Origin of the sequence: Candidatus Albibeggiatoa sp. nov. BB20 (genome assembly GCA_016744725.1) — a bacterium.
GTDB lineage: Bacteria > Pseudomonadota > Gammaproteobacteria > Beggiatoales > Beggiatoaceae > Albibeggiatoa.
In genome coordinates this window covers 1-12,659 of sequence record JADGDW010000060.1, presented here as the reverse complement: position 1 = coordinate 12,659, position 12,659 = coordinate 1, and the positions used below count along the sequence as shown (strand labels likewise).

Annotated in this window: 14 protein-coding genes; 7 read left to right on the top strand and 7 right to left on the bottom strand. The window is 38.5% G+C overall.

Annotation, left to right across the window (positions count from 1 at the left end; genetic code table 11):
• From ABXH34_RS08630 to ubiE, 3 genes are all read right to left on the bottom strand, one after another.
• Positions 1 to 712, bottom strand: a 712-nt coding sequence (locus tag ABXH34_RS08630) for a type IIL restriction-modification enzyme MmeI (protein ID WP_353571467.1), incomplete at its 3' end; no start/stop codon positions are given.
• A 183-nt stretch (positions 713 to 895) separates the two neighbouring features.
• On the bottom strand, positions 896 to 1,381 hold the full coding sequence (locus tag ABXH34_RS08625) for an RDD family protein (RefSeq protein WP_353571466.1): 486 nt from the start codon (positions 1,379 to 1,381) through the stop codon (positions 896 to 898).
• Positions 1,378 to 2,121, bottom strand: coding sequence for a bifunctional demethylmenaquinone methyltransferase/2-methoxy-6-polyprenyl-1,4-benzoquinol methylase UbiE (gene ubiE, locus ABXH34_RS08620; protein WP_353571465.1), 744 nt, complete (start codon positions 2,119 to 2,121; stop codon positions 1,378 to 1,380). The genes ABXH34_RS08625 and ubiE overlap by 4 nt, the downstream gene beginning before the upstream one ends.
• Positions 2,122 to 2,226: 105 nt before the next feature.
• On the opposite strand from ubiE, the gene ABXH34_RS08615 reads away from it, so the two are divergent.
• The 4 genes from ABXH34_RS08615 (at position 2,227) to ABXH34_RS08600 (ending at position 5,282) form a co-directional block, all read left to right on the top strand.
• The gene (locus tag ABXH34_RS08615) at positions 2,227 to 2,886 is read left to right on the top strand and encodes a uracil-DNA glycosylase (protein ID WP_353571464.1); all 660 of its coding nucleotides are present in this window, start codon (positions 2,227 to 2,229) and stop codon (positions 2,884 to 2,886) included.
• Positions 2,887 to 3,371: 485 nt separating this feature from the next.
• A complete protein-coding gene (locus ABXH34_RS08610) occupies positions 3,372 to 3,650 on the top strand; it encodes a hypothetical protein (RefSeq protein WP_353571463.1) in 279 nt (92 codons plus the stop codon).
• A 32-nt stretch (positions 3,651 to 3,682) separates the two neighbouring features.
• Complete coding sequence (locus ABXH34_RS08605; protein ID WP_353571462.1) at positions 3,683 to 4,525, top strand: HvfB family MNIO-type RiPP peptide maturase; 843 nt, start codon at positions 3,683 to 3,685, stop codon at positions 4,523 to 4,525.
• Positions 4,518 to 5,282, top strand: a complete 765-nt coding sequence (locus tag ABXH34_RS08600) for an HvfC family RiPP maturation protein (RefSeq protein WP_353571461.1) — start codon at positions 4,518 to 4,520, stop codon at positions 5,280 to 5,282. The genes ABXH34_RS08605 and ABXH34_RS08600 overlap by 8 nt, the downstream gene beginning before the upstream one ends.
• 45 nt (positions 5,283 to 5,327) lie before the next feature.
• Here the strand turns inward: ABXH34_RS08600 and mutL are convergent, their stop codons facing one another.
• From mutL to ABXH34_RS08585, 3 genes are all read right to left on the bottom strand, one after another.
• Positions 5,328 to 7,166: a DNA mismatch repair endonuclease MutL gene (mutL, locus tag ABXH34_RS08595; protein WP_353571460.1), complete on the bottom strand. Its 1,839-nt coding sequence runs from the start codon at positions 7,164 to 7,166 to the stop codon at positions 5,328 to 5,330.
• A gap of 115 nt (positions 7,167 to 7,281) precedes the next feature.
• Entirely contained in the window at positions 7,282 to 7,686 is a 405-nt protein-coding gene (gene ruvX, locus ABXH34_RS08590) for a Holliday junction resolvase RuvX (protein ID WP_353571459.1), read from the bottom strand.
• Positions 7,687 to 7,692: 6 nt separating this feature from the next.
• Positions 7,693 to 8,268, bottom strand: coding sequence for a YqgE/AlgH family protein (locus ABXH34_RS08585; RefSeq protein ID WP_353571458.1), 576 nt, complete (start codon positions 8,266 to 8,268; stop codon positions 7,693 to 7,695).
• Between the two features lie 262 nt (positions 8,269 to 8,530).
• Between ABXH34_RS08585 and ABXH34_RS08580 the strand changes: the two genes are divergently transcribed.
• The 3 genes from ABXH34_RS08580 to rpmG all read left to right on the top strand — a co-directional run bounded on the left by ABXH34_RS08580 (position 8,531) and on the right by rpmG (position 11,561).
• Positions 8,531 to 10,813 carry a heavy metal translocating P-type ATPase gene (locus tag ABXH34_RS08580; protein ID WP_353571457.1) on the top strand — a complete coding sequence of 761 codons (2,283 nt, stop codon included), beginning with the start codon at positions 8,531 to 8,533 and terminating at the stop codon, positions 10,811 to 10,813.
• A 343-nt stretch (positions 10,814 to 11,156) separates the two neighbouring features.
• The gene (rpmB, locus tag ABXH34_RS08575) at positions 11,157 to 11,393 is read left to right on the top strand and encodes a 50S ribosomal protein L28 (RefSeq protein WP_353571456.1); all 237 of its coding nucleotides are present in this window, start codon (positions 11,157 to 11,159) and stop codon (positions 11,391 to 11,393) included.
• A gap of 12 nt (positions 11,394 to 11,405) precedes the next feature.
• Positions 11,406 to 11,561 (top strand): 50S ribosomal protein L33, encoded by a 156-nt coding sequence (gene rpmG / locus ABXH34_RS08570; protein WP_353571455.1) that lies wholly within the window; start codon positions 11,406 to 11,408, stop codon positions 11,559 to 11,561.
• 133 nt (positions 11,562 to 11,694) lie between these two features.
• Here the strand turns inward: rpmG and mazG are convergent, their stop codons facing one another.
• Entirely contained in the window at positions 11,695 to 12,486 is a 792-nt protein-coding gene (mazG, locus tag ABXH34_RS08565) for a nucleoside triphosphate pyrophosphohydrolase (RefSeq protein ID WP_353571454.1), read from the bottom strand.
• Positions 12,487 to 12,659 lie beyond the last annotated feature (173 nt).

The following is a 12,659-nucleotide window of genomic DNA, read 5'->3' as shown; positions in this document are numbered from 1 at the left end:
CCTCAGGCGTATCCAACACTTGAAACAACTGACCCAAGTGCATCGCGGTATCGTCCCCATCCTCAGCCGTCCGTTCCAACAAATAATCAACAAAATGATGTGGCTCAAAAATCCCCGTATCTTCTGCAAACAAACAAAACAAAATCCGCACTAAAAACACTTCTAACGGATGCCCATCATAACCACTCTCTAACAACGCATCGTGCAACTTACCCAATAATTCAGACGCTTTTAAATCCAGCTCATAAGTCTGATAGGTTTGCTCAACATCCTCATGACCTGCAATAAAATCAAATAAATGGATATTGTCGGGCAACGTGCTTAAATCAAATTGCTCACAGGTTTTTGTATCTAAATCATGCAGTATAAAACGTGCAAAATCAGACACTAAAACATAACGCGGTAATTCCTCATCTTTAAGCCCTGGGAAATAATCCAATGCTTGGCTATAAGCCTTATCTAAATCCTTACCTTTAGACTTATGCTCAACTAACAGCGTGCCTTTCCATAATAAATCCACAAAACCCTGTTTGCCCGTGGCTTTTTTTACAGGCTGCTCAAAACTGGCAATACGACGACGGTGCACCCCAAACACTTGAAAAAAACCATCCCAAAAAGATTTAGCTTCGGCATGTTCACGGGTTTCGCCTTGCCATTCTTGTACAAAGGCATAAGCACGGTTACGGATTTCTTTGCGGGGGAGTGTTGGCATTATTTTTATGGAGATAAGCTTGGTTTGATTAAGCGATACAGTATAACGCAAGCCTCATTTTACGAGATTGGAATACTGCATGGCCAATGCAGGATAACAATACATCAGCCATGTTTAGCGCAATAATTTGAACTTTGATTGAGAAGGATGCAATAGGCGTTTTTTACAAAGGCCAATAATCTCCTAATGCTTAGCCAACTGACTTAACGGGACATTAAGCTCATCATGCATAATAACAACCGTATTAGCAATCTTGTCATGCCAGCCTTGTTTTCTCTTATCCCATAATATCCATAAAAAACCTAGACCTAAAGGCAATGCAGAAATAAAATAAGCCAAATAACGTAGGATTGCTTGCCCTAAAGAAATGGGCTTACCTGTGGTGGCATTCACAATTTTACAATCGACTAACACCTTGCCCGGAGTTGCGCCATAACGCACCCAAAACAATAAAACAAGCAAAAATGGCAACCCATCATTAAGTAAAAAAGCTTGCCAGCCGAAAGCCTTAAATACCTCTTCATTACCTTGTAACAACTGAGCCAATACCTCTGCTCCTAATAAAAAATAGGAACACGTCATGACAAAAACAATCAGCCAACTAAAATCGATAATAGCCGCTATAAAGCGTGAACCAAAATCAGCATATTCTTCAAAAAAGCGCATCATAATTTATATCCTGAATGTAAGGCAACGAGGCCTGCAGACAAATTATAGTATTCACAACGCCCAAAGCCCGTATGTTCCATCATCTGTTTTAAAGCCTCTTGATTGGGATGCATTCGGATTGATTCAGCAAGATATTTATAACTTTCAGAATCATTAGTCACCACTTTACCCAATACAGGCAAAATATTAAATGAATACCAATCATAAACAGGTCGTAATGGTTTTACCTGTAACTCAGAAAACTCTAATACCAACAGACGACCACCGGGTTTAAGCACCCGTAACATCGAAGCTAAAGCCGCATCTTTATCCGTAACATTCCGCAATCCAAAAGCAATCGTAATCAAATTAAAACTGTTATCAGCAAACGGCAATGTTTCCGCATTCACTTGGGCATAATCCACCACAACGCCTTTATTTAACAAGCGTTCTCTACCCACTTCCAGCATGGAATCATTAATATCAGCCAAAACTACTTGGCCTGTAGTACCTACCTGCTTAGAAAATTTTAAGGCTAAATCACCTGTGCCGCCTGCTAAATCAAGCACTTTATGCCCTTCTTTAACATTTGCAATATCCAAAGTCATTTTTTTCCAAATACGATGAATACCCATTGACATGAAATCATTCATAATGTCATATTTAGCCGCTACAGAATCAAATACATGCCGTACTTCTTTGACTTTTTCATTGACAGGGACTTGTTTATAGCCAAAATGGGTTGTTTTTTCATTATCCATGCACAAAACCTTCTTTCAACCAATGCTTAAGTTGTTTGCAAAATAGCTTATAACTTGGCATCATATATTAAAGTATTTAATGGGTAAAGCACTGAACAAACACCTATGAATATGACCTTACCGCCCTCGTGGCAAGCAAAATTACAAACTGAATTAGACCTGCCTTATTTTCAGCAATTAAGTCGTTTTATTGATGCTGAATATCAACAGTATACGGTATACCCGTCGCGTGAACTGATTTTCAATGCGTTTCACCACTGTGAATTCGATGCGCTAAAAGTGGTGATTATTGGCCAAGACCCCTATCATGGTGCAGGACAAGCCAATGGCCTATGCTTCTCGGTCAATGATGGGATCAAACAACCGCCATCTTTAAAAAATATATTTAAGGAAATTCATGCTGATACAGGCACATTAATTCCTGATTCAGGCAATTTAGAACGTTGGGCGCAACAAGGAGTATTGCTTCTGAATTCCATTCTCACTGTGAGACAAAGTGAGCCTGCTTCGCATAAAAATAAAGGCTGGGAACAGTTTACCGATGCTGTGATTAGTGTCGTCAATCAACAAAATCAAAATATTGTATTTATTTTATGGGGGAATTATGCGCAACAAAAAGGTAAAATGATAAATGAAAACCAACACTTAATTTTAAAGTCAGCTCATCCTTCTCCATTCTCAGTAAAAAAATTTATTGATAATCATCACTTTAGTCAAACAAACCACTATTTGCAGCAAGTTGGAAAAACACCAATATCGTGGTAAATATACAACTACTATGGCAATTTAAGCTCACACTATATTTCGTCAAGTTAAAGTGTTTATTATTTATTTGCTTAACTCAATCTAAAATCAGTTTTTTCACATAAAATATCTTTTAAGTATCTATTGTTATTTGTTTTATTGGTATTTGAAATTGTTTTTTAATTTTATTATGCCAGTCAAATAACATGTAGTTAAACTGTTTTTTTTGGTAAAGTAATTTTATTTGTATATCATTGTTATAAATGAAAAATATAATGCAATGGCAATAAAAAAACAATAAAAAAATAAATTTGGCAAAAAACTTGAAATTAGCTATTGACTTTTTGTTAAAACCTATCAACAATAGTATCCAATTGAGTGCAACTTATACCTGCATTAGAACAGTTTTTGATAATGCGAAATTAGAGTTGAAATTGACTTAGACCATGTTTCTACTTTTGTTTTGTATTATTTGTCCAACAATCAAATGTTAAGAGGATATTCCAATGACTAAATCAGCTCTAGCTTTAGCTCTTGGTTCTGTTTTTGCTGTTGCGGTAGCGACTACTCCAGTTTATGCAAGCGAAGCTCCTGCTCCTGAAGCTCCAGCGGTTGAAGAAGTTGCACCAGCAGTTGAAGAAGCAATCGAAGAAACTAAAGGCATGTCAGAAGCAGCACCTGAAGAAGTTGCACCAGTGGTAGAAGAAGCTGCTGAAGAAACTAAAGGTATGTCAGAAGCAATGCCTGAAGAAGAAACAGAAGAAGAAACTGAAGAAAAAGAATAATCTTTTACTCCTAACCTCGGACACTCGCCACTATGAATCACAAAGTACATGGCGCGGGTCTGGGGCTTCGACGAGATTTTTTAGATTCGTTGGAGCAACAAGCCCCTCAACAAATTAGTTTTATCGAGCTAGTTCCAGAAAATTGGATCGGCGTTGGCGGCCATCTCGGTAAAAAACTGCGCTACTTCACAGAACGTTATCCCGTCGTTGCACACGGCCTTTCTTTAAATATTGGTGGTCCAGCTCCTTTGGACGAGCCTTTTCTACAACGTATTAAGCAATTTCTCGATACACATCATGTTTTGCACTATACCGATCATCTAACTTATTGTGCTGATGATGGCCATTTATATGATTTAATGCCGATTCCATTTACTGAGGAAGCAGTACATTTTGTCGCGGATCGAATTCGTCGCACTCAGGATGTTTTAGAACGTAAAATTGCGATGGAAAATGCCTCATATTATGCTGCTCCGGGGCAAGAAATGACGGAAATTGACTTTATTAATGCCGTATTGAGTGAAGCAGATTGTGACTTTTTGATTGATATTAATAATATTTACGTCAACAGCGTCAATCACAATTACGACCCTGAAACATTCTTGAAAGCATTACCTAGTGAGCGCATTGTCTACGCGCATATTGCTGGGCATTACAATGAAGAAGATTTTATCATTGATACCCATGGAAAACCTGTTATAGAAAGAGTATGGGAATTATTAGATATTGCTTATCAAAGTTTTGGTGTCTTCCCAACTTTATTAGAACGTGATTTCAACATTCCACCATTGGCTGATTTATTACAAGAAGTGGATATGATTGTTGATATTCAAGCCCGCAATTCTGAAATAGTTAAGCAAGTACAACATGGCTAATCCCGCATTTCAACAAGTACAATACGCTTTTGCCGCACACATTCGTGATCCTGAACAATTACCAGTTCCTGATGATGTAGCACAACGGCGTATGGCGGCCTATTGTGAGCTGTTTTATAACAATACAGAAGGCTTATTATCTAATACTTACCGCGTGTTGCATAAGATTTTATCGCCTGAGCAATGGCAATACTTAACCCGCCAATTTTTAATCAGACACCAATGTAAAACCCCTTTCTTTCCGCAAATGCCCCAAGAATTTTTGCGTTATTTAGAGGATGAGCATGAAACCCAATCAGATGACCCCGCATTTTTATATGAGCTGGCGCATTATGAATGGGTGGAATTAGCAGTAGCAATTGATACCCGTGAAGCAGATTTGAGTCAAGTGAGTCAAACGGGTGATTTATTAATGGATGTGCCTTATTTAAATCCGACGGTATGGGGTTTAGCGTATCAATATCCTGTCCATCAAATCAGTCCTGATTTCCAGCCAACTGAACCACCAGAGCAAGCCACTTATTTGTTGGTTTATCGAACTTTAAACTATGATGTGGAATTTGTTCTATTAAATCCAGTGAGTGCGCGTTTATTAGAAAAATTATTGAAAAATGATGATTCTAAAACGGGACAAACACTATTAACTGAGATTGCTGAAGAATTGCAACATCCTCAACCCGAAACAGTGATTCAAGGTGGTTTAAGTATTTTGCAAGGTTGGTTAAATCAAGAAGTGATTTTAGGTACACAGATTTAAATTTTATCAGAGCTGAAATTGAGTATTATTTTGGTTCTGATGTTTCTACTCTCCTCGTAAAAATAATTTATCCAACGAATTTATATCCAATTGCACCCATGTTGGCCGTCCATGATTACATTGATTACTGCGCTCAGTGTGTTCCATATCTCGAAGCAAAGCATTCATTTCATTTAAATTTAACTGCCGATTGGCTCGTACTGAATGATAACAAGCCATTGTTGCCAACAAATCATTAATGTGTTGTTCAATCTGTTGAGTAACACCAAAACGCTCTAAATCAGCCAACATATCATGTAGCAATTTTGTGATTTCAGACTGATGTAATAAAGCAGGGAATTGTTGAATTATTAGCTGGGAATCTTGCAAAATCAACTCAAAGCCTAGTTTTTTAAATAAATTGTCATATTGCTCGACTAAAATTTGTTGTTGCTCAGTCAATTGTATTTCTACAGGCATAAGCAAACGTTGTGCATTTAATTGCTCATTGTGCCAAGCTAATTTCATCTTTTCATAAGTGATCCGCTCATGTGCAGCGTGCATATCGACTAACACTAAACCCTGCTCATTTTCCGCTAAAATATAAATCCCTGCCAATTGTGCCAAGGCATAACCTAAAGGTGGTGTTTTTATATTTTCGGTAGATTTTACTGATTCAATCGATTTTGATTCAAATTCAGATTGATATGTTTTAGCTTGATATTCAAAAGGTTTTGGCTCAGTTGGGATCGCCAACTTTTCCGTGCTGCATTGTGCTAAACGCTCATATATTTGCAAGCTTTCTTGCACACTGGGGCGAGTTGGTTTTTCATTCTTTGGATATGGTTTTAACGCAGGTTTGACTTCTGTGGTTTGTGGCATGGTTTGCGGTTGGGTTTTGGCAAGATGTTGCTGTAAACCGCTAACTAAAAAACTATGAATCACATCACCTTTACTAAATCTGACCTCACTTTTCGTTGGATGCACATTGACATCAATTTCAGCAGGGTCAACGCTTAAATACAGCACAAAACTCGGATGGCGACCATTATACAACACATCTTGATAGGCTTGACGCACAGCATGAATCACTAATTTATCTCGAATCATGCGCCCATTGATGAAAAAATATTGCATGTCAGCTTGGCTGCGAGAATGGGTTGGCTTGGTTATCCAGCCTTTTAATAACAAATTTTCACGCTGATGTGATACGGGCATAAAATGTTCTAACAAATTCTGACCGCATAAGGTCGCAACACGTTGTAACTGCTGTTTTTCATCGGAACTGGCTTTTAATTGCAAAATACTACGCCGATTATGAATAAGCTGAAAACTGACATCAAAACGACTCAGAGCCAAACGTTTCACCATTTCATGGATATGGCTAAATTCTGTTTTATCGGTACGTAAAAATTTGCGTCGAGCAGGGGTATTATAAAATAAATCACTGATTTCGATTGTTGTGCCCGTAGGATGAGCAGTGGGTTCTATGCTGGGTTGTTCATATTGCTCTAAACGCAGTTGATGACCATGCTTTGCTAGAAAATGCTTAGAACTCAATGTTAAACGTGAAACCGATGCGATACTGGCTAATGCTTCCCCACGAAATCCCAAACTTAAAATCTGCTCTAAATCATCAATCGTATGGATTTTACTGGTTGCATGTCGGCGTATAGCAAGCTCCAATTCATCAGCAGGAATCCCACAACCATTATCACGAATTCGAATCAGCTTACTACCTGCCTGTTCAATTTCAATAATAATATCAGTTGCTTGAGCATCTAAACTATTTTCCAACAATTCTTTAATCACGGATGCAGGGCGTTCAATTACTTCGCCAGCCGCAATTTGATTGGCCAAATGATTGGAAAGCGGTTGAATCGGAGAGTGTTGTTTATAGTTCATTGAGCAATGATGGATAGAATGTTGATTTGTATTATACAAGCAAGTTTAAATTTAGCTTTTTTTCTTGGAAAAGTATTTACACAGCAAATAAATAAACTACTCTTAATTACTGAATTTATCCCTTCAACCATGTTTCCAAAATCATTTTCGCGGCCACAGCATCAATAAATTGCTCCTTTTGGCCTGTTTCTTCCAAGTATTGTTGAGCCGCAACAGAAGTTAAGGTTTCATCAACTAAATGCACGGAGAGATTGTAACGTTGCTCTAGTTCTGCTTTGAAATTATGAATCGCTTGGGTAATTTTATTCTGTGTTCCATCTGCATGTTGAGATAGACCTAAGACTAAAGCTTGAGGTTGCCATTCAGTAATATATTGATGAATTTGTTGCCAAGGTATTTGTTTATTTTTATTAATCTTGAGAACAGCGAGAGGTCGGGCGGATTGGGTTAAAGTTTGACCAACTGCAACGCCAATTCTACGTTGCCCATAATCAAAAGCCAATAGAGTTTGAACAGTCATTACAGCTTAACTATGCCCTGCTTGAGTCGATAATAAATTTAAATCAATACCTAATTTTGCGGCCGCCGCTTGCCAACGATTTTCAATCGGAATATTGAATATAATATCGTTGTCATTGGCTGGAATGCTTAACCAAGTATTTTCTAACATTTCATGCTCAAGTTGACCTGCAGACCAACCTGCATAACCCAATGCAATTAATACTTTATCAGGCCCATTGCCTTTTGCCATGGCTTGTAAAATATCTTGGGACGTTGTGATTGCAACATTGTTTTGTAGAATCAACATGGCATCCCATTGCCCTTTTTCAGGAGGTTCATGCAACACAAATCCACGTTCTTTTTGCACAGGGCCACCATCAAAAACAGGCCACCGTTCTGCAATTGGGTTCTGTGACTCAATATTCATGTGCTCTAACACTTGGCCAACATCGACACCTGTGATAGGGCGATTAATCACAATACCCATAGCCCCATCGTCATTGTGCATACAAACATAAGTGACGGTTTGTGCAAAATGCGGATCATCTAAATTCGGCATCGCAATCAATAAATGATTAGTTAAATAAGTTGTTTCTATCATAACTATCGCAATAAATTTTGTAGTTAGCTCAATATTAAAAAGACGCTTTTCAACTAGCTAACTGACAATTTTTACATGAGTGTTCAAATAAATAGCTTACATATCAAACTTATATTACCGTGTTTAGTTAATGAATACTAGTATTCATTAGCATTTTTTTGAAAATCTAAAAATATGACGTATTTATTTCAAACTGGATTCCACATTATGGGCATTTATGGTTATAATTTGTCATCTCAACTTCAGTTTAGGATTGTGCAATATGATTCATTTAGCAGGTATTTTACTTGTTGGGGCAGGCGTTGCCGCCAGTAAAGTGGACTGGAAAAAAGTGGCTACAGATACCCGCTCTTATTTGTCTATTGCTGGCGATAAAAATGCGCAACCTGCTGCTGAAGTTAATGAGCAAGACATTGTATTGCAACAAGCAACAGAAACTGGACTTTCTGTTGCTGAAGAGGAAAGTATTAGAAAACCTTATCAATTTTCAATAGTCTCAGGCGTAATGGGGACAGCGGTTGTTTCACAATTTTTCTTGCCTGTTTTAGCACCTATCACCTTAGTTTTAATCGGCTATAGTGCTGCAGAAATTTTCAAAGAAGCTGGAGAAGCCATTTTTAAAGAAAAACGGGTTAGAGTTGATATTTTAGACGCAACAGCTATTTCTTTATGTTTAGTATTTGGGCAAATTGGTGCTGCTGCATTCATGGTTTGGGTGTTAGATATTGCAGATTTACTATTGGAAAAAACCCGTCGCCAATCTCGTCAGTATTTAGCAGACATTTTTGGTGAGCAAGCGCGTTATGCTTGGTTATTGATTGATGGTCAAGAAGTACAAACCCCCATTGAAGAGTTGAACAAAGGCGATATCGTTATTGTCAATACGGGTGAACAAATTCCAATTGATGGTGAAATTGTGTACGGTGAGGCGATGATTGACCAGCACAGTTTGACGGGTGAATCTGCCCCCGTAGAAAAACATCAAGGTGATGAAGCTCTGGCCACAACAGTATTGGTGGGCGGTAAAATTCATGTCAAAGTGAGTAACACAGGCGGCGATACGGTTGCTTCAAAAGTATTGGAAATTATCAATGATGCTGCGACGTATAAAGTTGATTTACAATCAATGGGGGAAGACATTGCTGACCGCATGGTACTGCCTACGCTAGGCTTAGGGGCTTTAGGTTATGCTATAACCAGTCCTAGCGCGATGTTAGCAATTATCAATGCAGACTATGGTACAGGGATTCGAGTTGCAGCACCGATTGCCTTGCTTGCCGCATTGGGTAAATCAGCTAAACATGGCGTGTTAGTGAAAGACAGTCGCGTGTTTGAGAATTTAAATCATATTGATGTGGTGTTATTCGATAAAACAGGCACTTTGACTCAAGATGTACCCAGAGTGGCGAATATTGTTCTGACTGATGCGACGAAATATTCAGAAGATAAAATTTTATTATATACCGCAACGGCTGAGCAAAAGTTTTCACACCCAATTGCCAACGCTATTTTGCAAGAAGCTGAAAACCGTGGCATGACCTTACCGCCTCATGATGATTCTAAATATCACGTGGGTTTTGGTATTGAAGTGATGGTGCAAGGCGATTTAGTCAAAGTCGGTAGTGGTCGCTATATGGAACGTGAAGAGATCGCACTATCAGCAATTATCGAAGAAGCGTTGCAGGATACGCGCGACCGTGGACACTCGGCGATTTTGATTGCGGTTAATAATGAAATTGCAGGTTTGATTGAATTGCAATCGACGGTACGCGATGAAGCACGTGATGTTATTGAATATTTGCATGGGCGTGGCATTGAAGAAATCATTTTAATTTCAGGCGACCATGAAGCTCCAACCCGAGAGCTAGCAGGTTCATTAGGCGTTGATCGCTATTTTGCAGGGGTATTACCACATGAAAAAGCCGATCACGTCAAAGCACTGCAAGAAGAAGGTAAAAAAGTGATGATGGTGGGTGATGGCATTAACGACTCTGCCGCATTGTCTTATGCTGATATTGGTGTCTCTTTGCATGGCGCATCAACAATCGCCGTTGACGTGGCTGATGTTATCTTCATGGATGGACATTTACAGAAGTTTGACTATTTATTTGAAGTGGCTGATACCTTACATGAGAATGTACAACGCAGTTTCTATTTAATCGCCGTGCCTAATACGTTCTGTATTTTAGGCGGCTTGTTTGGTTTCTTTGGTTTGGCAGGCTCTTTGGTATTGAATAATGGTTTCAACTTAGTGGCTGCAGTCAATGGCTCTATGTTGTATGCAGAAGCAGACGAACCCCAAGTAAAAAATGTCACACCAGAAGTGGTCAATACTGATGAATCAGAAGGCGTAACCGAAAATACAGAAGAATCTCAAGTTGAGAATAGTACTCCTGAGATTGTCAATGTTGAGAAATCTGAGGATGTAATTATAAATGTTGAGGCATCTCAAGTTGAAAATATCATGCCTGAGATTATAGAGCGCAAGAATTCTGGTGAAGAAAACACAATAACGGCAGAAGTACCAGAAAAAGCAACCGTATAGCCTATTTTAAGACTAGTAACCCCTACAGGATTACTAGTCCCTAAAACATAAAAAATGCTCGGCAATTGGTAGTTGTTTTCGTATTTTCTAAGCAATTCAAGTTGATCTAGCAACGCTAAACATTATTTTTTATCCATTGCTGCATTGCAACACTAACTGGTCATTTATTAACGCGAAAATCATACCACTAACACCGATTTTAGTTGCTCATTTATCCCTTTTCAAAGTAAAGTATTATCCTGACAGGACTAATTTTGGATTAAGTTCGTTTTTTACTTGTTATTTGGCTGAACTTTGATAAAATTGTCGGCTTAATTTTTTCTGGGATTTATGGAGAACTGCTATGTCTAGAGTTTGTGAAGTGACAGGCAAACGCCCAATGTCTGGGAACAATGTTTCTCATGCAAATAACAAAACCCGCCGCCGTTTTTTACCTAACTTACACTCACACCGTTTTTGGGTTGAAAGTGAAAACCGTTGGGTTAAATTGCGTGTTTCTCGTCAAGGTATGCGTACCATTGACAAGAAAGGTATCGATGCAGTTTTAGCTGACATGCGCAGTCGTGGTTTTAAAATCTAATAGGGCAACATCATGCGTGATAAAATTAAATTAGTTTCAACAGCTGGTACGGGTCATTTTTACACGACAACTAAGAACAAACGTTCTACACCAGACAAGTTGGTATTGAAAAAATACGATCCTAGAGTTCGTAAGCATGTGGAGTACAAGGAAGCTAAGATTAAATAATCTGAATGGCTACTATGAACATGCAACCTGTACAGCTACAGCACGTACTACTTGAGCAAGCGTAGGGTATTCAACTAACTGGTTACCCTACCTGTTTAAATTATGAATTATGAGAGTAAATTCGTTGAGCAGTCTATTTATCTGCAACACATTTTTTAGCCTGCTGCCAGTATTGTTCCATCTCTTCTAATTCCATACCGTGTAAGTCTTTTTCATCCTGCTTAACCAATACTTCGACTTGTTTAAAACGACGCATAAAGCGTTTATTGGTGCGCTCGAGAGCCGTTTCAGGATTTACGCCAATAAAGCGTGCATAGTTGACTAAACTAAATAGAATATCGCCAAATTCATTTTCCATTTTCTCAGCATTATTAACATCTAACTCATCTTTAAATTCTTGTAATTCTTCTTCAACTTTTTCCCATACTTGCTCTTTGTTATCCCAATCAAAACCCACACCGCGCACTTTTTCCTGCATTCGATAAGCTTTGATTAACGCTGGCAATGATTGCGGCACGCCTGCCAAGACACTACGATTTGCATCTTCTTTGAGCTTTATCAATTCCCAGTTTTGCTTAACTGCTTGTTCATTCTCAGCTTCAACATCAGCATAAACATGTGGATGTCGTGAAATCACTTTATCGCACAATGTATCGATAATATCAGCCATATCAAAAACTTGCTGTTCAGAGCCGATTTTGGCGTAGAACACAATATGCAATAATAAATCACCTAATTCTTTTTTGATTTCAAGTAAATTATTTTCTAATACAGCATCAGATAATTCGTAGGTTTCTTCAATCGTGAGATGCCGTAGAGATTGCATCGTCTGCTTTTTATCCCATGGACACTTTTCTCTCAAATCATCCATGACTTGAAGTAAACGGCTAAAGGCTTGGCAATATTTATCGTTTGAGGGGTTCATTTAGAAAAGTCTTTTGTGTACAGATATTTTCTATTATAGCATTGAAAAGAAGGCTTAAGGCGGGATAGAACGTGGTGATAAATGATGTAGTAGTGACACTAAACAACCACCCGCTAAAGACGGGTGGGTTAGAGGCTTGGCGGCTGAAAGCCGGGATACAGGGCGACCAAGCC

Coding starts and splice junctions, on each gene's coding strand:
- ABXH34_RS08625 (WP_353571466.1), bottom strand. CDS start 1,381: ATGATGCGCTTTTTTGAAGAATATGCTGATTTTGGTTCACGCTTTATA.
- ubiE (WP_353571465.1), bottom strand. CDS start 2,121: ATGGATAATGAAAAAACAACCCATTTTGGCTATAAACAAGTCCCTGTC.
- ABXH34_RS08615 (WP_353571464.1), top strand. CDS start 2,227: ATGAATATGACCTTACCGCCCTCGTGGCAAGCAAAATTACAAACTGAA.
- ABXH34_RS08610 (WP_353571463.1), top strand. CDS start 3,372: ATGACTAAATCAGCTCTAGCTTTAGCTCTTGGTTCTGTTTTTGCTGTT.
- ABXH34_RS08605 (WP_353571462.1), top strand. CDS start 3,683: ATGAATCACAAAGTACATGGCGCGGGTCTGGGGCTTCGACGAGATTTT.
- ABXH34_RS08600 (WP_353571461.1), top strand. CDS start 4,518: ATGGCTAATCCCGCATTTCAACAAGTACAATACGCTTTTGCCGCACAC.
- mutL (WP_353571460.1), bottom strand. CDS start 7,166: ATGAACTATAAACAACACTCTCCGATTCAACCGCTTTCCAATCATTTG.
- ruvX (WP_353571459.1), bottom strand. CDS start 7,686: ATGACTGTTCAAACTCTATTGGCTTTTGATTATGGGCAACGTAGAATT.
- ABXH34_RS08585 (WP_353571458.1), bottom strand. CDS start 8,268: ATGATAGAAACAACTTATTTAACTAATCATTTATTGATTGCGATGCCG.
- ABXH34_RS08580 (WP_353571457.1), top strand. CDS start 8,531: ATGATTCATTTAGCAGGTATTTTACTTGTTGGGGCAGGCGTTGCCGCC.
- rpmB (WP_353571456.1), top strand. CDS start 11,157: ATGTCTAGAGTTTGTGAAGTGACAGGCAAACGCCCAATGTCTGGGAAC.
- rpmG (WP_353571455.1), top strand. CDS start 11,406: ATGCGTGATAAAATTAAATTAGTTTCAACAGCTGGTACGGGTCATTTT.
- mazG (WP_353571454.1), bottom strand. CDS start 12,486: ATGAACCCCTCAAACGATAAATATTGCCAAGCCTTTAGCCGTTTACTT.